At 48.1% G+C, this 23,437-nt stretch carries 22 protein-coding genes; 16 read left to right on the top strand and 6 right to left on the bottom strand.

Annotated features, from left to right (window positions below; translation table 11 throughout):
* Positions 1–1,889: hypothetical protein (locus tag P8O70_01630; GenBank protein ID MDG2195585.1), on the top strand; the 1,889-nt coding region annotated here is incomplete at its 5' end.
* 156 nt (positions 1,890–2,045) lie between these two features.
* Here the strand turns inward: P8O70_01630 and P8O70_01625 are convergent.
* Positions 2,046–2,894 (bottom strand): fumarylacetoacetate hydrolase family protein, encoded by an 849-nt coding sequence (locus P8O70_01625; GenBank protein ID MDG2195584.1) that lies wholly within the window; start codon positions 2,892–2,894, stop codon positions 2,046–2,048.
* A 268-nt stretch (positions 2,895–3,162) separates the two neighbouring features.
* Between P8O70_01625 and P8O70_01620 the strand changes: the two genes are divergently transcribed.
* The 13 genes from P8O70_01620 (at position 3,163) to P8O70_01560 (ending at position 16,566) form a co-directional block, all read left to right on the top strand.
* Positions 3,163–3,495, top strand: coding sequence for a hypothetical protein (locus P8O70_01620; protein MDG2195583.1), 333 nt, complete (start codon positions 3,163–3,165; stop codon positions 3,493–3,495).
* A gap of 50 nt (positions 3,496–3,545) precedes the next feature.
* Positions 3,546–4,178 (top strand): class I SAM-dependent methyltransferase, encoded by a 633-nt coding sequence (locus P8O70_01615; protein ID MDG2195582.1) that lies wholly within the window; start codon positions 3,546–3,548, stop codon positions 4,176–4,178.
* A 60-nt stretch (positions 4,179–4,238) separates the two neighbouring features.
* Entirely contained in the window at positions 4,239–4,496 is a 258-nt protein-coding gene (locus tag P8O70_01610) for a hypothetical protein (GenBank protein ID MDG2195581.1), read from the top strand.
* A 157-nt stretch (positions 4,497–4,653) separates the two neighbouring features.
* Positions 4,654–5,382 (top strand): MBL fold metallo-hydrolase, encoded by a 729-nt coding sequence (locus P8O70_01605; GenBank protein MDG2195580.1) that lies wholly within the window; start codon positions 4,654–4,656, stop codon positions 5,380–5,382.
* Complete coding sequence (locus P8O70_01600) at positions 5,361–6,344, top strand: PHB depolymerase family esterase (protein ID MDG2195579.1); 984 nt, start codon at positions 5,361–5,363, stop codon at positions 6,342–6,344. Before P8O70_01605 ends, P8O70_01600 begins: the two co-directional genes overlap by 22 nt.
* A 1,117-nt stretch (positions 6,345–7,461) precedes the next feature.
* On the top strand, positions 7,462–8,856 hold the full coding sequence (locus P8O70_01595) for an MATE family efflux transporter (protein MDG2195578.1): 1,395 nt from the start codon (positions 7,462–7,464) through the stop codon (positions 8,854–8,856).
* 29 nt (positions 8,857–8,885) lie between these two features.
* Positions 8,886–10,703, top strand: coding sequence for an ABC transporter ATP-binding protein/permease (locus P8O70_01590; protein ID MDG2195577.1), 1,818 nt, complete (start codon positions 8,886–8,888; stop codon positions 10,701–10,703).
* A gap of 188 nt (positions 10,704–10,891) precedes the next feature.
* Positions 10,892–11,098 carry a hypothetical protein gene (locus tag P8O70_01585; GenBank protein ID MDG2195576.1) on the top strand — a complete coding sequence of 69 codons (207 nt, stop codon included), beginning with the start codon at positions 10,892–10,894 and terminating at the stop codon, positions 11,096–11,098.
* A 196-nt stretch (positions 11,099–11,294) separates the two neighbouring features.
* On the top strand, positions 11,295–12,815 hold the full coding sequence (locus tag P8O70_01580; protein ID MDG2195575.1) for an aldehyde dehydrogenase (NADP(+)): 1,521 nt from the start codon (positions 11,295–11,297) through the stop codon (positions 12,813–12,815).
* A 30-nt stretch (positions 12,816–12,845) separates the two neighbouring features.
* Positions 12,846–14,018: a fumarylacetoacetate hydrolase family protein gene (locus P8O70_01575; protein ID MDG2195574.1), complete on the top strand. Its 1,173-nt coding sequence runs from the start codon at positions 12,846–12,848 to the stop codon at positions 14,016–14,018.
* A 51-nt stretch (positions 14,019–14,069) separates the two neighbouring features.
* Positions 14,070–15,095: an adenosine deaminase gene (locus P8O70_01570; GenBank protein MDG2195573.1), complete on the top strand. Its 1,026-nt coding sequence runs from the start codon at positions 14,070–14,072 to the stop codon at positions 15,093–15,095.
* Positions 15,079–16,008: a DMT family transporter gene (locus P8O70_01565; GenBank protein MDG2195572.1), complete on the top strand. Its 930-nt coding sequence runs from the start codon at positions 15,079–15,081 to the stop codon at positions 16,006–16,008. The genes P8O70_01570 and P8O70_01565 overlap by 17 nt, the downstream gene beginning before the upstream one ends.
* Before the next feature lie 75 nt (positions 16,009–16,083).
* Positions 16,084–16,566 (top strand): YbaK/EbsC family protein, encoded by a 483-nt coding sequence (locus tag P8O70_01560; GenBank protein MDG2195571.1) that lies wholly within the window; start codon positions 16,084–16,086, stop codon positions 16,564–16,566.
* A 3-nt stretch (positions 16,567–16,569) separates the two neighbouring features.
* Here the strand turns inward: P8O70_01560 and P8O70_01555 are convergent, their stop codons facing one another.
* Genes P8O70_01555 through dctP form a run of 3 tightly spaced genes read right to left on the bottom strand, consistent with a single transcriptional unit; the run spans position 16,570 to position 19,375 of the window.
* Positions 16,570–17,865, bottom strand: coding sequence for a TRAP transporter large permease (locus P8O70_01555; protein MDG2195570.1), 1,296 nt, complete (start codon positions 17,863–17,865; stop codon positions 16,570–16,572).
* Positions 17,858–18,364 (bottom strand): TRAP transporter small permease subunit, encoded by a 507-nt coding sequence (locus P8O70_01550; protein MDG2195569.1) that lies wholly within the window; start codon positions 18,362–18,364, stop codon positions 17,858–17,860. Before P8O70_01550 ends, P8O70_01555 begins: the two co-directional genes overlap by 8 nt.
* Before the next feature lie 12 nt (positions 18,365–18,376).
* Positions 18,377–19,375, bottom strand: a complete 999-nt coding sequence (dctP, locus tag P8O70_01545; protein ID MDG2195568.1) for a TRAP transporter substrate-binding protein DctP — start codon at positions 19,373–19,375, stop codon at positions 18,377–18,379.
* 471 nt (positions 19,376–19,846) lie between these two features.
* On the opposite strand from dctP, the gene P8O70_01540 reads away from it, so the two are divergent.
* Positions 19,847–21,025, top strand: a complete 1,179-nt coding sequence (locus P8O70_01540) for a Gfo/Idh/MocA family oxidoreductase (protein MDG2195567.1) — start codon at positions 19,847–19,849, stop codon at positions 21,023–21,025.
* A 66-nt stretch (positions 21,026–21,091) separates the two neighbouring features.
* Positions 21,092–22,300 (top strand): Gfo/Idh/MocA family oxidoreductase, encoded by a 1,209-nt coding sequence (locus P8O70_01535; GenBank protein ID MDG2195566.1) that lies wholly within the window; start codon positions 21,092–21,094, stop codon positions 22,298–22,300.
* Positions 22,301–22,400: 100 nt separating this feature from the next.
* On the opposite strand, the gene P8O70_01530 is transcribed toward P8O70_01535, so the two are convergent.
* Complete coding sequence (locus P8O70_01530; GenBank protein ID MDG2195565.1) at positions 22,401–22,835, bottom strand: MFS transporter; 435 nt, start codon at positions 22,833–22,835, stop codon at positions 22,401–22,403.
* Between the two features lie 121 nt (positions 22,836–22,956).
* Positions 22,957–23,437 (bottom strand): MFS transporter (locus P8O70_01525; GenBank protein MDG2195564.1); only part of this gene is annotated, 481 nt, incomplete at its 5' end.

Raw genomic sequence — 23,437 nt, 5'->3', positions numbered from 1 at the left:
GGGATGAAGAATGGGACACCAGTTGGACTGAAGAAGAAGATGCCGCTTCAGAAGAAGAGACAGCCATACAAGAAGACTCATCTATACATTGTGAGGATGGACTCTCTACAGAGAGAGGTAATCGGGCAGTACGATACCTGCCCTTCCTGATCGGAGATCGGCGCAATACGGTTAAAGTGAAAACCAATCGAAATGCCCGAAGTTGTGTGAGTGGTGCAACAGAAGGGGCATTGGCAACTTTTCAAGACCCCAATCTCAGCTTGGTGAGAACCATCTATGGGATTGCGGAAGAGTATGAGGAAGGAACTTACTTTTCTGTAATTGCGGAGCTGAATGCTTATCCGACTCAGGTAGAAGGCCAATACTTCACTCCAGAGTGGGACCAGCGCTGGTATACCATCAAAGTGAACGCTGATAAATCAATCTTCATGCCCCTCTCCTTTGAAGATCAGTACCAAGAAGATAGGCAGACTTATAGTGTATATGTTGGGGAGATTGATTACTATGACTCAGAAAAGAACTATGAAGCGTTGGGTTATAATTTTCCTGCTGACTACGCGTTGCTTCGATTGGTAGTTGATGAGAACAGTGCGGTCACCCAATATGGCATCCAAACCTACAAACTACAGTTCAGGGATGATAATGACGAAGAAGGATATATCCTAATCGATAAAACAACAAAAATTTTAAAACCCAAGGATAAGATTCAATTCTTCACCTACGCTTTTAACTTAAATGATCTTGAAACTGGTGAAGAGTGGTTTGAAATAAGCGAAGTAGTTGAGGTGACTCAAAAGCCAGAGTTCACGCTAGAACTACTAGAGTTGGCGGATGAATTTGGTGAACCTGTCACTTTCCAATATGTCATGTACGGTGAAGATGCTAGTGGTAACAGTGTGTTGACAGAATTGAGTCCAGTGGCTGGATTAACTGACTCAACCAGCGATTCTGACGGTGACTCCAGCCAGTCTGCCGAAGAAGGGCCTAACAGTGAATTGGCAGGTAGCACAGGAAATGAAATTACCCGACCAATAGTTTTGGATTGCTCTTCGCTCAGCCAAGAAATTGGTACAGAGGCTGTCAATCTTCTTAATCAGTACAACTATCAGAAATGTTCACTAGTTGGGGGGGTATTGGTCGCCAACAGTAACGACTCATCTCCTGCTGGATTGGATATAACAGCACTGACACAACGACAAGCGGATTTGCTTGCTGAAATCTTAGATAATAACCAAGATGGTTACCTCGATGACACTGGTGTCGTCAATTTGCTTCAGACTCGCTCAACAGGAACGTGGATGAACATGATGAGTTCTTCAAATGAAGCATTGGAAGGAGAAATCATTAGTGCCCTGGGTGAATACTTAGGAAAAGACATGGGCGTAAAGCACTCATGGTTGTCCGCGGCTTCGGGTGATGCAGGAGTAAATGGAGTTGAAGAAGTATTGCTGGAAGAAGCAATCCACCTTTGGCATCACTACGGCTACACAAGTGCTTATCCAGATCAGTTTTCGGCTAGCTCAACAGGTTGTGGAGAAGAAACTTCAGCAGGATGCAATTGGAACCAGAGCACTCTTACACGATTGACCTGGGAAGCAATGGCTGGTGAGTACCCCTGGTATCGCCATCCCGAAAATACTGAGGCAGTCAATGGTGTTATTACTGGCACTTGTATTGATCCGTCTTGTGCGAGCATAGAATTTCTGATGAACCTGTTGGTGGAGTATCGGGGGATTAAGGATCATGCCTCAGGGAATGATGAATTTCCGAGTACGCCTGAAGCCGTAAAAACTAAGCTCAGTGAAACAGCAATTGGTCAAGAGATGCTCACCATCCTTGAAGACAGTGTTTACAATCAATTGTTAAATGGTTTGACGCGCAACTATTAATCTAATTGACAAGTCCACAGTCTTTGTCATTAACCCATAAATGTGACCCAACCCGCATTGAAATTGCCATCATCATTAGTCATGTATCAAAGACTGTATCACTATAATGTTGATCAAAACTGTTTTCTTTGGTGTTGGTCAACCCAAAAGACAGCCCTATAGCTTGAAGGGAACGACCGTCTGCCGCTGCTCTCCCAAGCCACTGATGCCGAGGGTCATCACATCACCTGCCTTTAGGAAAACCTGAGGCTTCATGCCAGAACCAACTCCAGGAGGCGTGCCGGTAGTGATGATATCACCGGCAAACAAGGTCATGAATTCGCTGACATAGCTGATGATTTCCTTCACAGGAAAGATCATCGTCCTGGTGTTGCCCGTCTGCATCCGCTTGCCGTTGACGTCTAGCCAAAGCTCCAGATTTTGAGGGTCTTTTACCTCATCACGAGTCACTAGATAGGGTCCAACTGGACCAAAGGTGTCGCAGCCTTTTCCCTTGTCCCATTGAGGACCACGCTCCGCCTGAAATTCGCGCTCACTAACATCATTGACCAGTACATAGCCCGCAACATGATCCAAGGCGTTTCCCTTGGTGACATAGCGAGTTTTTTTGCTGATCACGATCCCCAATTCGACCTCCCAGTCAGTCTTGACCGATCCTCGAGGGAGCATCACGTTATCGTTTGGCCCCTGAAGACAGTTTAGAGCTTTCATAAAGATGATTGGCTCTTTGGGAATTGGAGAGTTGGTCTCCTTGGCGTGATCCGTATAGTTCAGGCCAATTGCCACAAATTTACTGACACTAGCAACAGGACAACCAAACCGAGGCTTGCCAGGAACCAGCGGGAGTTTGCTAAGATTCATGCGACCCAGTTCGGCAAGGCCCTTGTCTGAGAGGAATTGCTCACTCCCCTCGTTGACCAGACCTGCGAGAGATCGTAGATTACCATCACTATCAATAATACCGGGTAGTTCCTTACCCTTGGCCCCATAGCGTACTAGTTTCATGGCTTGCACTCCTAAAATTGAATTCAAGAAATTTGAAAGAACTGCGAATAGTTATCCGAATTAGTCACAAAGCGGAAGTCGAAACCAAGCACTCTTTTTGGAAAGAGGTTCTTCGGTGATTTAAGGATTCAAGGCGAGATTAGGTCTTGACTGAAGACTACCAATTGGTTGATAACAACGGAATGGCAAAGCCACTATGTTCTGCTTAGCGGCTTACTTAAGCGAGATTCGCTTCATGCATTGAAGTCAAAAATCATGGAGTTTCAAAATGGTGATGATAGCAATGGCATTACCGATCTTACCGGGCAAAAAAGAGGAGTGGCAAAAGTTTCTGGATGAAGGCTTTAATGGCCCTGGTCGGGCTGAAACTGTCCGAGTCCGGGATGAGGTAGGAGTGCACGAGAGATCTTTTCTGCAGGAAACCCCAGGCGGTGACTTTGTCATCATTACTCTAGAGGGCAGGGATCCGCTGGCTAGTTGGGCAAAGATGATGGAATCCATGCCTGAGGAAATGAAACAAAAAGCGGCAGAGTTTCATGGTATGGATTTGAAGGCACCACCCCCACCTATGCCCAAGCTAGTCTTTGATTCTTGGGAATGAAACTGTTTAGTCTTCAGGATCAGCATGTTTGAAAAGCTTCAGCACTCGTAATGCTCCAGAAATTGTACTCCCAGTATCTGTTTCCTTGCCTCTGTGATTGGGCACTTTCCAGCAGCGAGTTAGAGCCTCTTAGGAAGTACTGCGTAAGAGAGGCGCATGGACGAGTTTTAGAAATCGGGTTCGGCACAGGCCTCAATCTGTTGCATTACCCTGAGAGTGTTCAAGAGGTACATGCTGTGGACAATAACCCGAAGATGCACGCTAAGGCGGCCAGTCGGATTGCGCAGATAAATATTCCGATTTGTCAGCACGAACTGGAAGGAGAATCTTTACCTATGGAAAGTGAGAGTTTCGACTGTGTTGTCAGTACATTCACTCTTTGTAGCATTGCCTCAGTACAGCAAGCAATGAGTGAAATTTGGCGGGTGCTAAAACCTGGAGGTCGTTTTCATTTTTTGGAACATGGTCTTTCTCCTGATCCAAAAGTAGCGAGTTGGCAGGAATTTATGAATCCATTTCAAAATTTTATTGGGGATGGGTGTCAGTTGAATCGACCTATCGAAAGCATCATTCGCTCACAACGTTTTGTAATGAAACCAGTTGAGCATTTCTACCTGAAGAACATGCCTCGTATTGTTGGATGTATTTATCAAGGCCAAGCTCTGAAAATCAAAGATTGTTGAATCGGTGTTTTTCAGGGTTTAGAGGTAGTTGTTCAGCGTAAAAATTAGAGGAGAATCGTAATGAATATTTGTGTGATCACAACTTTTGATTGTTCGTTCGAAGAATTCAAAGCCATGGTCAGTGAATTTGAGAAAGAAATGCAAAAATGTGTTTCTGAGTGGGAGATTGCCAAGATCAATGATCACAAGGCAGTTGGGTTGATGAACGTCACAGATATGGAAATGTTCACAGCAATGATGTCGTCACCGGAGGCCGCTGAGGTTGATGCCAAGTACAACATTGCCGATACGATCTATTCTATGGATAAAATCTCATAGCCAGCATTTCGATAGACTGTAATAAATCAGCAAAGCATTAAATGGCCACGAATCATTTTTTCTTTTCCATAAACTAATAATGAAGATGTGGTTTGTTGAATGTTCATCGATGTAGAGTTTTTAGCAAAGTAGTTGAAACCAATTTTTTGGATAAATAATGACCGTTACCAACCAGGAATCTGGCACAAATGTTTATGAAATCGCCGACGGTATTTACAGAATTAACACTCCTGTCGATCTTGGTGGAGGGAATAGATTTTCTTTCAACCAGTATCTGGTTAGAGATGATGAACCATTGTTGTTCCATACAAGTTTGCGAAAAATGTTTCCACTGGTGAAAGAGGCGGTAGCTAGTGTAATGCCGGTTGAGAAGATCCGTTATGTTGCTTTTTCCCATGTGGAAGCAGATGAATGTGGTTCCCTGAATGAGTGGCTTGCAGTGGCACCCCAAGCTGAGCCTGTTTGTAGTGTCGTAGCCGCAATGGTTTCTGTACAGGATATCGCAGACCGACCTCCCAGAGCCCTTGCTGATGGTGAAATTCTGCCTCTAGGATTTCATTCTTTACAATGGCATGACACGCCACACCTTCCTCATGGCTGGGATTGTGGCTTTCTTTCAGAGCAAACTACGAAAACGCTATTGTGTGGTGACCTTTTCACACAGGGAGGTATCGGCGATCCTCCACTCACAGAGTCAGACATTCTTGGACCTAGCCAAGCATTTCGTCAGGCAATGGACGATTTCTCTTACACAAAAAATACAGCCATGTTGATTGAAAAATTGGCTGCTACAAATCCTACGACCTTCGCATGTATGCATGGTAGTGCTTGGAGCGGGGATGGGGCGTCTCTACTCAGAGAATTATGCAAAACTCTAACGGAATGAAAGGCTCTACAAATCAGTTTTTCGAGGCAAACTTTATCAAAATTCTGACTATCTCACTTTTTTGCTTTCAATTCTGGGGCTGTAGCGTTTCAAAAAATTCTTCAGAGATAGATCTAAAAGACTCTTCAAGCGTCAATATTCCAGGCACCACAAGGCTGGAATTGAACCATGGTGTCCTCCGGGAAACACTGGTCTATGTGCCAGAGTCCTACGAGGGAACACAAGATGTTCCGCTACTACTGAATTTCCACGGATACGGAGGTTCTGCCGCAAACCATTTGTTGACTGCTGATTTTCGTCAACTTGCAGAAGAGCAAACCTTCTTGCTTGCTTACCCCCAAGGATCCTTGCTCGACGGTTCTCCCCACTGGAACCCATCCCCGCCATCTGCAACCAACAAAAGTCCGGTAGATGACTTCGGATTCATCGAGTCGTTAATCGATAATCTGAGCAAGACCTACCAAATCGATGAAGACCGAATTTATGCTGTTGGATATTCAAACGGCGCCATGCTCGCTTTTGGTCTTGCTTGCTACCAGGGAGAGCGAATTGCTGCGGTCGGTTCCGTTTCTGGAACGATGTTAGAAGACATTGGCGATCTTTGTCAGCCACCTCAGCCAACTGCCGTTATTACTTTGCATGGGACCCAAGACGATATCCTGCCCTACTACTCAGCAAACAATGGGGCTACTCCAAAAGGGAATTCTAGTGGTTATGTACCTGCGGAAGGTGTGATCGAATATTGGGTTGATTTCAACCAGACTCAATCCTCTCCCGCTGAGGCAACAACGATAAGCAGTGGACAGACGGTGCGTTCCTTCATTTATGCTGAAGGGCAAGAAGGTATCGAAGTACAGCATTACCAAGTTGTCGGTGGAGAACACGTTTGGTTCGATCTTGAAATTGCAGGCTCTGGGACTAATGAGTTGATTTGGAATTTTTTGTCACGCTTCCGCTTGTAAGGGCTGAAAGACACCAATAGGATTCAAAAATTTTGTGCTGTTGGTTGAAGTGAAAGACGTGGCCTGCTACAAATTTGATAGTTAGTTGTAGTTCCCCAATGAAACACGCTTGGCTCGAGCAAACTCTTGCAGCGCTGGTTTCTCTACGGGAAAGATAAAGAAAGGAAGGTCTCGAACAAACAGATTGTACAAACCGTCTTTAATCTCTTTCTCTTGCCGAATTAAGCCGAAGAAATTTGTTTTTGGAAAATCTACGAATGTAGTTCCTATGTGATGAAAAGCTGTTGGCTCTTTCGATTCTTTTGAAAGAGGAACTTGATGAAGAAGTATACTTGGTCATTCTTGGAACTACTGCTGTTTCTCTATGTTGGCTACCTGGTCTTGTATGCGTTCTTGTGAAGCAACACTTATCCACAGAAATATTTGTCGATGATGACCCGCCTCACCGAGGTTGCTGGACTTTTTTGAGGAGAATTGAGTGATGAAGGCGAGTAAGTTGATCAAGTTGTGGCTCATGATCACAGCATTTTGGTGAGTCTTTATCTTTGGCTACTCCATTGGTAAAGATGGTTCATTGAGCTCATATTATTTGTATTTCTGGCTATTGACTTCCTTCACGATCTTTATCATCTGCTGGCTCACCATCCTACTCATGCGCAGTTATAGGCGACAAGTCAACACATGAGGTGGTATAGATAGGCAAGCTAGGGGAGGTCTCCTGATTAGTTTTGGTGCCTACTCTTTAGCTTGGGAAGTATCCATCCCTTCCTAGTTGGAAACAGATTGGGACAGCCCCGCAAATCTCATTGGTCAGAGATTGCCAAATTTCTCTGGATCCATTCAAATACTTATCTGAAATAGTTAGTGCTGGACAAAGCCCTCGTGTCTATGTTCTGGCTAATCATTCTAATAACAGTAATTTTTGGATGTCTTACAATGCTTACCCTTGTAATTCAGGAAAGGTTTTAGTCAACCTGACGTAACTAACTCTACACTTCTCCTCTTAACTTTTCCGATTAGTCTGTTTCTGAAGACAGCTAGAGCATCGTTCCTTTTGGTAAAGTAGCCCTCCTCTGCCTGTTGAGTACACCAAGAACGTATCTACAATGCAGGCGGAATGAACCAACCAAAAAGCTCTCACCAACTATCCCTTCTGTTGGATGGTCCAATCTCCTATATGCTCTGGAAACTGGCTGGGCCAAATGTACTTGGTGTCGTAATGACGATCCTAGTGACATTCTTCGATGCCTGGTTTGTCGCAGATTTGGGAACTGTGGCATTGGCGAGTCTGGCCCTGGTGTTTCCTTTTCAAACATTGATCGTCTTTATGGCAGCTGGAGCAATTGGAGGAGGAGTGACTTCCGCTATTTCCAGAGCGCTTGGGAGAGGTGCGCTCAGTGAAGTGAGTGCCCTAGCCTGGCATGCTGTGGTGATTGGTATCAGCATGTCATTGCTTTTTGTTCTGACCTTGGGTTTCTTCCCACAAGAGATTTTTCAAGGAATGGGAGGGGCTGGTGAAGTACTGACTGGAGCCGTGAGCTATGCCCAAATAACATTTGGTGGTTCTATTGTTACTTGGATGCTCTACATTCTGGCTGCAGTCTTCCGAGGGAGTGGAGATACACTTACACTAGCCAGAATGTTCATCGTTGGCTGCAGCTGTCAGATTTTCTTTTCTGGTGCATTCACCCTCGGTTGGGGACCTTTCCCTGGGATGGGAGTGATTGGTCCGGCAATCGCCTTGATTATCTGCCATGCTGGAATGGCCCTTTTTCTGGCAAGTCGTCTCTATTTAGGCAAAGGTCTTCTTCAACTGAAACCGTCCCCACTAAGGTTGGTTTTTTTCATTGATATCATGCGCGTTGGTGGAATTGGCCTGATCAACAACATCACCGTTGCCTTCAGTGTGGTAGTGGTTACGGCAATTTTAGGGCATTTTGGAGCAGCGGCGCTAGCTGGATATGGTTTGGGAAGTCGACTGGAGTTGATGCTCACACCTCTGGTCTTTGGAGTTGGTTCAGCTCTGACCGCTGGAGTTGGGGCAAACGTTGGTGCTCAGAATTTTCAGCGAGCCCACAACATAGCTTGGGCGGGAGCCAGCATTGCGTTTCTGGTAACAGGCGGAATTGGTATCATGGTGGCAGTCATTCCAAAACTTTGGCTGGATTGGTTCACGGCAGATGAGGCAGCCTATGAGGTCGCTGTGCTGTATTTGGCGATTGCCGGACCATTCTACGGGTTTTTTGGTGCAGGTCAGGCGTTTTACTTCGCAAGCCAGGGTACTGGGCGGTTGTTGCTGCCGATCTGTGTTGGTGTTGTACGCTTCCTGACTATTTCCCTGGTGGGCCTTGTGGCGGTTTGGATGGACTGGCCGATCCAAGTGGTTTTTGCAGGAGTCAGCGCTGGATTACTTGTGACCGGTATCGGGATGGCTCTCTGCTTATTCAGTCCAGACTGGCAACCTCGTCTTCAAACAGCAAAAACTAATCGTAAAACTCCCCTACGAGCTTAATTTCTGTTGGGGAACATTGAATTTCACTAATGAAATCATTCAGCACCTCCTCTTTTGAACCGACTGGCTCAGAAGAACGTAAAAATCACCTGCGAACCCTGAAGTCCTTGGTTGTCTATCTCTGGCCCCAAGGCCGTCTGGATCTCAAATTTCGAGTAATTCTAGCGCTGGCGAGTCTTGCGCTGGCCAAGGTAGTGACGGTTTATGTACCGTTTCTCTACAAGGAAGCAGTCGATCAACTGTCGCTTGAGGAGGCTCTGCTGGTTCTTCCTCTCGGAGTGATCCTCGCCTATGGGGGTGCCCGTTTGCTCCAGCAGGCCTTTGTGGAATTTCGAGACTTCATCTTTGTCCGAGTGTCTCAGCATGCTCAGCGAGAGATTGCCTTGTCCACTTTCCGACATGTTCATCGACTATCGCTCAAATTTCATCTGGAACGGCAGACAGGTGGACTCTCGAGAGTGATTGAGCGAGGAGTGGGGGGCATACAATTTCTGCTGCGATTTATCCTCTTCAATATCTTGCCAACGCTGATCGAGATCACGATGGTCACGGTGATTCTTTTTGTGCAGTTTGATTGGCGCTTCTCGGCAGCTACAGCCGGTACGATCGTGGCCTATGTCCTGTTCACACAAATCATTACAGATTGGCGGCTACAGTTTCGACGAACAATGAACGCAAAGGATTCGGAAGCCAACACCAAGGCGATTGATAGTTTCCTAAACTTTGAGACGGTCAAGTACTTCAACAACGAGGAACATGAATATCGCCGCTATGATGAGGCACTAGCTGGTTATGAAAAGGCTGCCGTGACCAGTCAGACGAGCTTGTCGTTACTGAATCTTGGGCAAGGTGCAATTGTGGCTGTTGGATTAATTCTCGTGATGTGGATGGCTGCTGCTGGGGTGATCAGCGGAGACAACACGATCGGTGACTTTGTGATGGTCAACACCTTCCTGATCCAACTTTACCTGCCACTGAATTTCCTGGGGGTGGTCTATCGAGAAATCAAACGCAGTCTAGTGGACATGGACAAGATGTTTGAGTTGCTGGAGCACAAGCCGGATGTAGTAGATGTTACGAATGCCCAGGAACTGAACGTTGGCCCGGGTCAGATTGACTTCGAGAATGTCTCCTTTGGCTACAGTGAGGAACGTGGGATTCTGAAAAATATCAGCCTCCAGGTTCCACCAGGGAAAACTGTCGCTATTGTTGGCCCCAGTGGTTCTGGCAAGTCAACGATTTCACGACTCTTGTTCCGTTTTTATGATGTCGATCAGGGGAGAATCACTATTGATGGGCAAGATATTCGAGATGTCAGTCAATTGAGCTTGCGCAAAGCGATCGGAGTGGTCCCTCAGGATACCGTGCTGTTCAACGACACGATTGCCTATAACATTCACTATGGGAACCCAGAGGCACTTTGGGAACAGGTGCAGGAAGCCGCACAATTGGCCCAGATCCATGGCTTTGTGGAGAGTTTGCCCAAGGGCTACGAAACCGAGGTGGGCGAACGTGGTCTGAAGCTATCCGGAGGAGAAAAACAACGGGTTGCGATTGCTAGAACCATTCTCAAGGGCCCACGAATTCTGATCTTTGATGAGGCAACCTCGGCCTTGGATTCTCACACGGAGAAGGAAATCCAGGAATCCTTGCGTGAGGTTTCCAAGGAACGTACAACACTGATTGTAGCTCACCGTCTCTCGACGATCATTGACGCTGATGAAATCCTTGTTCTCCGACAAGGGGAGATCATGGAAAGAGGTCGTCACGAAGAGCTGCTGAAGCTCGGAGGGGAGTACTCAGAAATGTGGAGGAAACAGCAGAAGAGTGAGGCTCAAGAACAATAGGAATCTAGCATAGAGAACCAGTCTTAAGCGTTGTCTCAGTGAATCTTTGATGATGCTATAAATCAATAGAATGTACTGACTGGGAAGCCCTTGCTAATCGATTTCACCAGTTCGATCACATGGTAAGTTACCCTGATACAATCAAAAATACCCATCATTCATATTTTCATTCAGTAACCGGAGGTAACATGAGTCTAAAAACTATCAATATCCAGGATGATCAGGGAAGAGATTGTCCGGTTCGAGATATCCGTGCTTTCCAGAAGCACCTCCAACTGTTTCACCGTACAGGTGTTTCGGTGCATGACGAAGATGGACACTACTTTACGGTGGATGACACCTTCCGTCAGAAGATCAATAAATTGGTGGAAGAAGCTGACCGCTCACACGGTTGAACAACATTTTTCTGATCAACTGCCTCCTAGAGACTTTCCCTTGCTGTTCAGAGCGAAATTCGAGAGACTTTTTGCTTCCCAAGATTTTAGTCGGCTACCGTGCCGCTGTTTGTATTGGCTGTGTCGTTCAGCCTAATTGTCCTGACGGATATACCAGAAGACTGTTCCGTCATTCCTTTCAATTGGAGATCTACTGATGAGCTTTATTCCACAAGGCGCCAACCTGATCAATGGTAACTGGGTCCGTAGTCAGGACAGCTTCACTTCGCAACCAGTCAGCGGAGCCCCACAATCCTTCAGCGTAGTAACAGAAGAACAGGTACATCAGGCATGCGTTGCTGCAGAAGCAGCCTTTGTCTCTTTTTCTCAAACTTCCCGGCAGCAACGAGCCAAACTACTCAATGCGATTGCTGATGAAATTGAGACACGAGGTGATGCCATCACTGAGATTGGAACCAGTGAAACCGGCTTGCCTGCAGCCCGACTTCAGGGTGAACGAGGCCGAACTACAGGCCAACTGAGGTTGTTCGCTCAGCATATTTTGAATGGGGATTACCTGGACCGACGGCAGGATGAGGCTTTGCCAGATCGCCAGCCTCTCCCACGGCCTGACTTAAAGATGGTTCAGCGTCCGGTGGGTCCAGTAGCAGTTTTTGGCGCCTCGAACTTCCCGTTGGCCTTTTCCACGGCAGGAGGTGATACTGCTTCTGCTCTCGCTGCAGGTTGTCCTGTGGTTGTCAAAGGACATGAAGCACATCCGGGCACTTGTGAAATTGTGGCTGATGCGATTCGGGCTGTGATTGAGGCTACAAAGATGCCAGCCGGTGTCTTCAGCCTGGTTCAAGGAAATGCACGACATGTTGGCCAGACACTAGTCGAGCATCCCTGCATCAAAGCCGTGGGCTTCACAGGTTCTTTACGTGGAGGACGAGCTCTCTTCGATCTTTGTGCGCAACGTCCAGAGCCAATCCCATTCTTTGCCGAGATGGGCAGTATCAATCCGGTCTTCATGCTGCCAGGTGCATTGGCTCAGCGCGCCCAAGCGATTGGTCAGGGCTGGGCAGGTTCACTGACAATGGGAGTCGGTCAATTCTGTACGAATCCTGGCATTGCAGTGGTGCTCTCCAGTAGCGACACAGATGCCTTCGTTAAAGCCAGCCAGGAGGCACTAGCTGGTGTTACTGCGCAAACAATGTTGACTGATGGCATTGCCAATGCCTATCGCCAGGGCTGCCAACAAATGCGCGGGATCAGTGGGGTAACGGCATTGTTGACCAGTGAGGGACTTGAACGCAGCGGCAGTCCCTATTTGTTGGAGACCACTGCAGCAAATTGGCTGGCGAATCCAGAGCTTGGCCATGAGGTCTTTGGACCGCTGGGCATGATAGTTCGAGCAGAAAGTCCAGAGGAAATGTTACAAATTGCCGAGGCCTTGGAAGGACAGTTGACCTGCACGCTGCAACTAGAAGGTTCAGACATTCCAGCGGCTCAAGCCCTGCTTCCAACTCTGGAGCGTAAGGCGGGCCGCCTGCTGGTTAATGGCTTCCCAACTGGTGTGGAAGTCTGCAATAGCATCGTGCACGGTGGGCCCTATCCAGCTTCCACCAATTTTGGAGCCACATCGGTCGGCACCATGGCCATCCGGCGTTTTGTCCGGCCTGTCTGTTACCAGAATTTTCCAGACGCTCTGCTGCCGGCTGACTTGAGCACAAACTGAAAACACACTTCACATTAACTGAGAGAAACGATGCAACTGGAAGCCGCAGCCATTCTTCCGACAGATGCAGAGCAAGCCTGCCTGATCGGCCGTGTTTGGAACCCAGAGGTCTCTGGGCCTTGTGTGGTAGTTTATCGGGATGGGGACTTGCTTGATATCACTCCCTCTTTTCCAATTGTTCGTGATCTGCAGGAACAGACTGATCCAGTAGCTGCAGTGGCTCAGACTACGGGGCCTAGCCTGGGCTCGTTGGTAGAAATTTTGGCAAATTCACTGGAACCCACAGTGAATCCTGATCGTCCACGTTTATTGGCGCCAGTTGACTTGCAGGCGGTCAAGGCCTGTGGGGTGACCTTTGCCGAGAGCTTACTGGAACGGGTCATCGAGGAGCAGGCCAAGGGAGATGCCAAGCAGGCAGAACGGATTCGAGAAGAAGTTCAGAGCCGGATTGGCTCAGACCTTTCCCAGGTCAAACCAGGCTCAGAGGCTGCTTTAGAACTGAAACAATTGCTGGTTGAACGAAAACTCTGGTCACAGTATCTCGAAGTCGGCATTGGTCCGGATCCAGAAGTCTTCAGCAAGGCTCAGCCGATGGCTTCAGTTGGTTTGGGAGCCTGGGTTGGCCTGCACCCAATTTCCAGTTGGAACAATCCAGAACCAGAAGTGGTGCTGGCGATTAATAGTCGTGCAGAAATTGTAGGTTCAATGCTGGGCAATGATGTCAATCTGCGAGACGTGGAAGGACGCTCAGCCCTGCTGTTGGGCAAGGCCAAGGACAACAACGCTAGTTGCTCATTGGGTCCGTTCCTGCGGTTGTTTGATGCGAATTTCAGCTTGGAAGATGTCAAGCAAGCGGAGGTTCAGTTGGAAATTGTTGGCCCCGAGGGATTCCGTTTAGAGGGCAGCAGTTCCATGAACCGGATCAGCCGGAGTCCCGAAGAGTTGACCCAGGCAACGATTGGCTCCCATCATCAGTATCCAGATGGCCTGGTACTGTTTTTGGGAACCATGTTTGCGCCTACAAAGGACCGAGATACTCCGGGGGGAGGCTTCACTCATAGGGTGGGGGATTGGGTGACCATCAAGACTCCTCGTCTCGGTGCGCTCAGCAACAAGGTGGCCCTCAGTCCGGACTGCCCTCCCTGGACCTTTGGTACTGCCGATTTGATGCGCAATCTGGCTCGTCGTGGACTGCTCAACTGATTCAGGCAGATCCACTGGCCCTTTGAGAGTTGAATATTCTTGGAGGTTGAGATGCAAAGCAGACAAGACTGGCAAAAGTGGCTGACAGGCTTGCCCAAGTGTGAGTTGCACCTGCACATTGATGGTTCTCTGCAACCCGAACGATTACTGAAACTGGCAAAGAAAAACTCAGTGGCACTGCCCTACCACAGTGTGGAGGAAATTGAAGCAGCCTATGATTTTGAAAACTTGCAGAGCTTCCTTGATCTTTACTATCTCGGTGCGTCTGTGTTGCGTGATGAAGAGGACTTCTACCACCTGATGCGGGACTACCTGCTCAAGTGCCGGGAACAGAACATCGTTCATGCCGAGATCATGGTGGAGCCACAAACCTACTTCCCTCAAGGGGTCTCTCTACAGACAATGCTGTCCGGGTTTGAATCTGCAATCCAGGAAACGCGAAAAGACTGGGGCCAGTCGGCTTTGTTGATTCTTAGCTTTCTCCGACACTTGTCAGAAGATGAAGCGCTGGCTTTGCTTAAGGACGTGGAACCTTACCGTGAGCATTTCGTTGCAATTGGGTTGGCTAGTTCGGAAATGGGGCATCCTCCAGAAAAGTTTGCAAGACTCTACGCTCAAGCTCAGGAACAGGGCTATCGTCGGACTGCTCATGCGGGTGAAGAGGGCCCTCCTGCCTATGTCTGGGGAGCTCTCGATCTACTAAAGGTTCATCGGATCGATCATGGAGTTCGTTCTGCAGAAGACCAAAAGTTGATGCAAAGGCTTGCTGAAGAGCAAGTGCCGCTGACTATCTGCCCTCTCTCAAATATTCGCCTCTGCGTTTTCCCAGAAATGAAGCAGCACAACCTGCTGCAGCTGTTAGATGCTGGTCTTTGTGTGACAGTTAATTCAGACGATCCTGCCTATTTTGGTGGTTACTTGAATGAGAATTTTTTCGCATTGCACCAAGATCTGGACCTCACACGAGAGCAGGCCTTGCGCTTAGTTCAGAACGGATTCAACGCTAGCTTTCTTCCACAAGCAGAAGTTCAACGCCATCTTCAAGCCGTAGACGAGTACAGTGCAGCAACTGCGTGAATGGTTTTTTGCTCAACCCTACCTGCTGTTGACCTTGGTCCCTTTATTCTGGGGTGGCAATGCGGTAGTGGGTCGAGGAATGACCGAGTTCATTTCGCCAATCACGCTCGCCTGGATACGTTGGACGGTCGCTTTTCTCCTGATTTTACCCTTTGCTCTGCCTTCGATACGACGTGACTGGCAGGCGATTCGTAGCTCCTGGAAGATGTTATTGCTGCTTTCTCTGCTCGGAATTACGATCTTCAACACTCTCTTCTATGTAGCGCTACAAACAACCCAGGCAATCAATGCGGCGTTGATGCAATCAGCTGGACCCGCTGTGATTGTGCTGCTTTCCTGGTGGTGGTTTGGGGAACATACAAACCAACGCCAATGGTGTGGCCTCCTGCTCTGTTTTTTGGGAGTGGGATTGGTGCTGTTTCAGGGAAGCTGGGAGGTATTGCAGAAGTTTGAGTTGGTACCTGGAGATCTATGGTTGCTGCCAGCAGTGTTGGCCTATGCCTCTTATACCACACTTCTCAGGGTCAAACCAGCCATCAGCTTGATGAGTTTCCTGGCGGTTACCTTTGCCCTGGGAGGCAGTATGCTGGTCCCTCCGATGCTACTCGAGTGGTATTGGGTAGGATTGCCTCAGGGTAGTCCACAACTCGCCTGGGCGGTGGGTTATGTGTCCATATTTCCATCGATCCTTGCGTTTCTCTTTTGGAATCGGGGGATTGAGTTGATCGGTCCCAACTTGGGAGGACTCTTCATCAACTTGGTCCCAGTCTTTGCCTCACTCTTGGCAATTATCTTCCTTGGCGAGAATTTTCAGTGGTACCATGCCGGTGGAATGCTGTTGGTGCTGAGTGGAATGCTGCTCTTCCGCAAGTCGGCTGTTCCCAGATCCACCCAAGAGAAAGCACCTGCCTGAATGTTATGTTTCAAGCCATAGTCAACAACTCGATTTTTCCACTTGGTGAGAAAAATCAACGATGTAACGGAGCCAATGACTCGAACTGAATTGGAAAATGTCCTGAATCCGCTGGGACTCACCTTTGAGATTATTGAGATCGACCCGGCACTGGCAGACACTGCTGATTTTTGTGCTCACTACAACATTCCACTGGATCAGTCTGCCAATACACTGGTGATCGCATCAAAAGCAGAACCCAAGACCTTTGCGGCCTGTGTTGTTTTGGCCACAACACGTTTGGATGTCAATGGTGCCGTACGCAAGAAGATGGGTGTGCGCAAAACTTCTTTTTCTACCGCAGAAGAGATGCAAGCCTTGACCAGAATGCAGGTGGGAGGAGTCACTCCGTTGGGACTTTCAACAGACCTGCCTCTGTGGATTGATTCTCGGGTAATGGACTGTGAGTGGATAATCGTCGGAGGAGGTGGGCGAGATCTCAAGGTGAAGATGGATCCTCAGGTTCTGTTGAAACTGGGAGGGGAATCAGTCGTTGATCTCGCCAAGACCTTAGCCTAAGCCTCAGGCATTATAGCCCAGCAGTCGAGGTAGCCAGAGGACCAAGTCCGGAGAGAGGACAATGGTTGCGAGGGCCACAATGAGAGCCATTAGGAATGGAACGATCTCCTTGATGATGCTTCGCAAGGGGATCCCCGTCGTGGCATTGATCACAAAGAGCAGGATGCCATAGGGTGGAGTGATCAAGCCAATCATTGAATTGACCACAACGACGACACCAAAGTGAACCAAGTCGATTCCCAATGCCCGACAGGAGGGAATGAAGAGGGGAATCACCACAAGAATCAGTGTGGTGGCATCCAACACACATCCGAGCAACAGTAAGAGTAGGTTGATCCCCAAGAGAAACATGAGGGGGTCAATATCGACTTCCTTGAGAACTCCAGCCAGTTGGTTTGGAATATTCTCACTGGCTACAATGTAGTTCAAGATCAGCGCCCCGCCAATCACGAGCCCTACGGCTGCCGACGAACGAGCACTCTCCAGCAAAATTTGATAGAGCCCCTTCCAGTTCAGCGACCGATAGAAGAAAGCTGTCAGGATCAGCGCATAGGCTGCTGCAACTGCGGCTGCCTCTGTGGGAGTAGTCGCTCCACCGTAGATCCCAAAGAGCAGAATGACAGGCAGCATTAGTGCTGGGAAGGCTCGGAGTGTTACTCCAGGCATTTCTCTCAAAGGAACTGGAGCCTCAGCTTTCAAGTTCAGTGTCTTGGCCTTGTAGGCGATCATCACCATCAGAACCAGTCCCATCAGCAGCCCGGGAATAACACCACCCAGAAACAGATAGCCAATTGATGCATCTGAGACGAGCGAATAGAGAACCATTGGGATTGATGGTGGGATAATCGGGCCAATCGTCGCCGAAGCTGCGGTAATCGCTGCAGCAAAACCAGGCGTGTAACGATTATCTTTTGTCATCATTTTGATGATGACCTTGCCAATTCCAGCTGCATCCGCAATGGCCGAACCAGACATTCCTGAAAAGATGATGCTAGCCACCACGTTGACATGACCCAGCCCACCCCTGAATCTTCCGACCAACGCCACACAGAATTGAAGCAGACGATCTGAGACTGTGCCAGCATTCATGATATTGGCTGCCACGATGAACAGTGGCACAGCCAGTAGCACGAAGCTCTCGTAGAGCCCTTGAATGATTTGCTCAGCCGCCAGAGCGAGATCTTGCCCATTAACTGCTAGAAAAGCGATCGCACCAACGATGATCGAGTGAGCAATCGGAGCTCCCATAGCAGCTAACCCGAAGATTGCCACTAGGCAGAGAATAAAGGCTTCACTCACCGTAATGCTCTGCTGAGTGATCGATGCCAGTTTCGAAATCCTGATCTCGAATAATTTGTACTAGCCGCCAGAGGTAGCGTCCAAGCACTCCAACCATGAATAGCAGATAAATCCCAAAGATGTAGTCCAGGCGGATTTTGAGGGAGGAGCTACTCTCGATCTTCATGAACGCAATGTAATCCGCAGTCGCTGGAAGTGAAACAGCGTAGGCAACCAAGAACACGATAGCAGCCAAACCAGCCATCAAACGACGTAATTTGCGTGGAGCAGCCAGATAAAGGATGTCAAAGCGTACGTGATCCTGATCTCGCAAGAGTAGGCCACAACCCCAGAAAACCGTCCAAAGCCAAGTGATCAGACAGGCTTCCAAGGTCCAACTGAGGGGATGGTTGAAGATATAGCGAAAGATGATCTGAAGCATGAAGCTGCAGAACATGGCCGCCAACAAAAGGACGGCCACGCTGTCAGCGCCAATCTTCAGCCAACGTAAGAAAGGCACGAAAGGTAGTAATCAGCGAATGGCGTTGACTCGCTCAACAACTCCTTTGGGCCATTTCTTGGAGAAGTCGGAGGCCAGATACATTTCCTGGGCTCGCTTGCGGAAGGCATCCACGTTTGGAGTGTAGACTTGTAGCCCTTCATTGCGGAAGAAGTCCTCCAACAAGGCTTCTTGTGACTCGACGTTGATGCTGATCACCATCATCGCGTCGTTAGCTGCCTTCTGTAGTTGGTCTTGCTGGGCAGCAGTCATTCCGTCCCAGGCTTTCTTGCTGAGGGCCAGGAAGTTCATGTCTGCTAAGTGGCCAGTCAGAATGATCTGTTTGGTGACCTCATAGAACTTCTTGTCCTTGTCAGTGGGTAGTGGGTTGTCCTGTCCATCGATCGCCCCTGTCTGCAGACCAGTGTAAACTTCGGTAAAGGCCATCGGGGTTGGATTGGCTCCCAATGCTTTCCCCAGGAACTGCCAGGCATCAGTTCCAGGCATGCGAAGTTTGACTCCGGCCATATCGTCTGGAGTCATTACCTTCTTGTCAGTGCGCAGGTTCAGGTGTCGCTTGCCGAAATACATCACACCCAGTAATTTGACTCCAAGCTTGTCTTCAGCCATTTGGAAGAATTCCTTGCCGATATCGCTGGTGAATACCTTGCGCTGATGGTCTGCATCACGCAGCAGGTAGCCAGCTGTGAAAACGGACCAATTTGGAATCAGCTTGGCCAATTCCTGGGCAGAGGTGATTGACATCTCCAGGTTGCCTCGGGCAATTGCGGTCAATTCAGTACCCTGCTTGAAGAGAGTAGCGTTGTAGTGAGGTTGGTAGTCAGCAAAGCTGCTGACCTTGGCAGCGAAGACGTTTTGTAAACCTTGGCTGCGTAGATCGGTCTCTGTACACGGACAGGACATGCGCAGCGTTACTTTGTCGGCAGCCCAGCTTGGAAGAGCAATCAGGCTACTACCCAGAACAAGTCCAGCAGTTACCAATCCGGTTAATAATTTATGGCTGAAGCTCATGGCTAGTCTTCTCCAAGTAAGGTGAATGGAACGCTCAAATTGAGCAAAAGGGCATCATTAAATGCCTTGAAAAAGCCAAAATGTCGATCTTTTTCTGAGAATGTAACCCTGAATAAACCAACTCTTTACAGGTCGTTGATGCTGCAAAATCTGAAATGATGTGTTTCTACTGTAAATGCATTCAATCAGATGACAAAGTGGTCAAAAAAATTGACCCTTCTAAAGCACCGATCATTTTCCTTTTGACCTTCCAGCCCATATTTCTTCTGCTTACTTCCTCTATTTCCAAGTGGGAGAATGATATTCAGTAGATAGGAATTACCTTATCAACTAATTTTATTTCTTAAGTTAATGATTGAAATCAGTGTTTAATGTTTAATTCAGATGAACACCAAGAGAGCAATAGTGGTCAGTTAGTTTTCCCACTAGAGTAATTTCAAACTTTTTTTCATTTGCCAATCTATGAACAAAATGACACCTCTCTCAAGAGAACCAGAAGACAGCTATACAATCACAGTTGGTCTTCTTGGAGCTGGCTTCATTGGACAAATGCACACCTTGGCTCTAAGAAATGCAGCCACGTCGATGTGGGAACCAAAAATTCATGTACGCCCCAAAATCCTGGCAGAGGTTGATTCCGAGCTTCGTGCAAAAGTTGGAGAGCGATTTGACTGGGAAGAATGCACAGAAAACTGGAGGGATATCATTGATGATGCGGAGATTGATCTCTTCATTAACGCTGGTCCGAATCATGTTCATGCTCAGCCCACCATTGCAGCAGCGAAAAGAGGTAAACATGTCTTTTGTGAAAAACCCTTGGCATCCACAGCAGATGAGGCTTTTCAAATTTGGGATGAAGTTTCAGAGACTGGTGTCATCCAAATGTGTGCGTTCATGTACCGGTCCATTCCTGCGTTGAATCTTGCGCGTGAAATGATCCAGTCTGGTGAAATTGGTGAGGTTCGTCATTTCCGATCTCGATTCTTACTGAACATGCTCACAGACGATGGCAATCTCTCCTGGAGATTCAGCAAATCTCAAGCAGGCTTGGGTGCTATGGGAGACCTTGGCTCACACCATGTTGACCAGGCAAGATTCCTTGTTGGTGAACTGGTGCGTGTTGGCGCCTTAACCAAAACTTGGTCCATAGATAAACAACAGCAAATTGTGGATGTGAATGATGATGCCTTTGTATGCGCGGCTGAGTTTGAAAGTGGTGCAACCGCCAATTTTGAAGCGTCCAGAGTGGCAAAAGCACATAACCTGGGAGGCTGGATTGAGGTGGATGGAACGAAAAAGTCCCTATCTTTTCAGATGGAACGACTCAACGAACTCATTATCTATGAACCGAACAAGGGGCCACGCACACAACTGGTCACCCAAAAAGGGCAACCTTACAGCGATTTTTGGCTTCCTTCAGGGATTCAGGGACAGCACCCACTGGGATGGAATGAATGCTTTGCTCACCAAACTCGACACATACTAGAAGCTATTGCTGTGTCGAAAAATCTTTCCCCTAGAGCGAACTTTGAAGACGGCTACCGAGTTGCGGAAGTAATAGAAACGATTGCAAGGTCAGCAGAATCAGGAAGATTTGAATATGTGAATTACCGGGAACGAGCCAGCAAAGCAGATTTGGAGACAAAGTGAGTCTTAGTTCAGCAAAAATAGATGTGATGCCTTGCCTTAGACTTATTCCAACAGAGGAACAAGCAGATGAGTGAAATTGATATTGATGCACTCCGTAGAAAATTTGGTCGCCGACTACGCATTGGATTTGTTGGCGGTGGCAGAGACTCTGTCATTGGAGGAACCCATTTGGCTGCAATGCGAGTCGATGGGTTTTTCGAACTCCATGCAGGAGTCTTTTCTGTAGATTCTGCAGTTTCTGAGGCCACTGCAAGAGCAGAATTTCTTGATAGTGATCGAGTTTACGAAAGCTTTAACGAAATGGCTGAAAAGGAGGTACAGCGAGAGGATGGAATTGAAGTGGTACTGATTGCGACACCTCCCCACATCCATTTTGAAGCAACAAAAGCATTTCTGACAAGAGGAATCGATGTTATCTGTGAAAAACCGATAGCTGTTAGCAGAGAACAGGCCGTGCAGTTGGATAAACTGGCCCGACAGCATGGTCGACTGTTTTGCCTTACCCATTGCTACACGGGTTATCCAATGATCCGTGAAGCTCGCGCAATGGTTCGTTCTGGTCAGCTTGGCAAAATTCGAATTCTCGAAGCTGAACTAGCTGCAGGAGATCCAGGTGTCAGCTTCGAACCCGAGAACCCTGCAGATCGACATTGGCGCTTTCGGGAAGACATCATGGGTAAAGGGGTGATTCTTGGCGAAGTAGCTTCGCATGCCCATCACCTCCTCCATTACGTTTATGGAGAAGAGATCAGCGCAGTATCTGCTGAGATGTCCATCTTTGTTCCTAGGCGAGTGGTGTATGACAACGCTTATTTGACTACCCGCTATGCCAGCGGTGCTCGTGGTCGAATATGGGGAAGCTACATTGCTGCAGGTAATGATCATGGACTTTGTTTCCGAATCTATGGCGAGCTGGGTGGTCTGCACTGGCATCAGGAAGATCCAGAAGTTCTTTGGTTCAAACCGATCGGTGGCAAGGCACAAAGAATCGCTCGTGGATATCAAGATTTATCTTCCTGGGCATCTAGGGGCAGCCGATTCAGACCAGGACATCCAGAAGGGTATGCGTTGGCATTTGCTAATCTCTATGCAGATTTTGGTTGTGCTGTGATGGCACGCCAACTGGGTTTACCGTATGAGCAGTTTTACGATGCATTGCCAAATACAAGAGATGGGATTATCACAATGTCTTTGATCGAGGCTGCAGTTGCGTCCAATGACAATAATGGTCGTTGGCAGCCAGTTCCCAGCATATTATCAGTAAGCGCCACTTAGCGAATCAAAGGTACAGGCTCTTGGGCAAATCGTAGATCATTGTAGGGTATGGAAAAGTTTTCAAGTTAGTGCTGCTCCGATGGAACACCGGAGAGCCCGATCAACTTCTTGCAAATCTTCTCAGATACATGCCTAAGAAACCAACTGCACCCACCAGACTGATCAGGCAACCATAGACCCAGATCAGTGAGGGGGCTGCCAAATCATTGATCAGTCCAGCCACAAGTGGACTGGTCCCCATTGCCACCCGATAGACCATCTCCAGCATTCCCATGTAGCGAGCTCGCATTTGGTCTGGCGCCAGATTCGAGACATAGCTGGTCACCGTTGGGTTGATCACCATTTCTCCGATAGTCAACACCATCATCGCGCCTACGAAGAACACAAAGGTTTCCAGAAAAGGAATGCTGCCCAGTGCGAAGGCATAGATCAGAGCCCCCACAGCCATCATCAGAAAGGGTGAAAAGTGTGAAGCCCAACGAGTGGTGGTGTACTGAAAAAGCACAACAATTAGGGCGTTCACACTGAAGAGCAGGCTCGACTGGTTTTAAAGGATCTGAAAATTCTGCTTCAGGTAGATCGGCATCAGGATGAACATCTCAATGAAACTCATCACGGAAAAAGTGTAGAACAGCAAAATTGTGATGAAGTGGCAGTCATTCCAGACACTCTGATTCGACTGAGGAATTTCTTTTTTTAGCCTCAGGTCGGGTTTCCTGCAGGAACCAGTGGGCCAGTCCGGTGAGGAGTAGTAACAGGGAAGCTGTTGTCCAGAAAGCGGTCTGGAAGGAATACTCGGCGATGATCCAGCCACCGATTAGTGGACCAGTCACCACACCGAGATTGATCGCCATTCGCAGTAGTGCGTAAGCCTGTGCTCGCTGGTGATTAGGTAGTAAATCAGCCACCATCGCATTGCCCCCTATGGAGAACAGAGGACCGGCCATCCCCATCACCGCCATCAGCACCAGCCAGCTACCGACCGAAGTGGCTTGTGTCATCAACAGCAGATGGCCAGCTTGCAGCACGAGCCCAGTAATCATCATGACCTTGTGACCGTACAGATCCATCATTTTGCTGGTTTGTCCCACCAAAAGCAGGCTGGCACAGGCTTCTACACTGAACAGCAAGGTGGTC

The organism is SAR324 cluster bacterium (assembly GCA_029245725.1).
Classification (GTDB): Bacteria; SAR324; SAR324; order SAR324; family NAC60-12; genus JCVI-SCAAA005.
Note: the sequence above shows the minus strand (reverse complement) of the source record. Positions and strands in the feature narration are given on the sequence as shown.

Coding starts and splice junctions, on each gene's coding strand:
- P8O70_01540 (MDG2195567.1), top strand. CDS start 19,847: ATGACACCTCTCTCAAGAGAACCAGAAGACAGCTATACAATCACAGTT.
- P8O70_01615 (MDG2195582.1), top strand. CDS start 3,546: ATGCTCCAGAAATTGTACTCCCAGTATCTGTTTCCTTGCCTCTGTGAT.
- P8O70_01610 (MDG2195581.1), top strand. CDS start 4,239: ATGAATATTTGTGTGATCACAACTTTTGATTGTTCGTTCGAAGAATTC.
- P8O70_01590 (MDG2195577.1), top strand. CDS start 8,886: ATGAAATCATTCAGCACCTCCTCTTTTGAACCGACTGGCTCAGAAGAA.
- P8O70_01595 (MDG2195578.1), top strand. CDS start 7,462: ATGAACCAACCAAAAAGCTCTCACCAACTATCCCTTCTGTTGGATGGT.
- P8O70_01575 (MDG2195574.1), top strand. CDS start 12,846: ATGCAACTGGAAGCCGCAGCCATTCTTCCGACAGATGCAGAGCAAGCC.
- P8O70_01605 (MDG2195580.1), top strand. CDS start 4,654: ATGACCGTTACCAACCAGGAATCTGGCACAAATGTTTATGAAATCGCC.
- dctP (MDG2195568.1), bottom strand. CDS start 19,375: ATGAGCTTCAGCCATAAATTATTAACCGGATTGGTAACTGCTGGACTT.
- P8O70_01600 (MDG2195579.1), top strand. CDS start 5,361: ATGCAAAACTCTAACGGAATGAAAGGCTCTACAAATCAGTTTTTCGAG.
- P8O70_01580 (MDG2195575.1), top strand. CDS start 11,295: ATGAGCTTTATTCCACAAGGCGCCAACCTGATCAATGGTAACTGGGTC.
- P8O70_01585 (MDG2195576.1), top strand. CDS start 10,892: ATGAGTCTAAAAACTATCAATATCCAGGATGATCAGGGAAGAGATTGT.
- P8O70_01535 (MDG2195566.1), top strand. CDS start 21,092: ATGAGTGAAATTGATATTGATGCACTCCGTAGAAAATTTGGTCGCCGA.
- P8O70_01620 (MDG2195583.1), top strand. CDS start 3,163: ATGGTGATGATAGCAATGGCATTACCGATCTTACCGGGCAAAAAAGAG.
- P8O70_01560 (MDG2195571.1), top strand. CDS start 16,084: ATGACTCGAACTGAATTGGAAAATGTCCTGAATCCGCTGGGACTCACC.
- P8O70_01625 (MDG2195584.1), bottom strand. CDS start 2,894: ATGAAACTAGTACGCTATGGGGCCAAGGGTAAGGAACTACCCGGTATT.
- P8O70_01570 (MDG2195573.1), top strand. CDS start 14,070: ATGCAAAGCAGACAAGACTGGCAAAAGTGGCTGACAGGCTTGCCCAAG.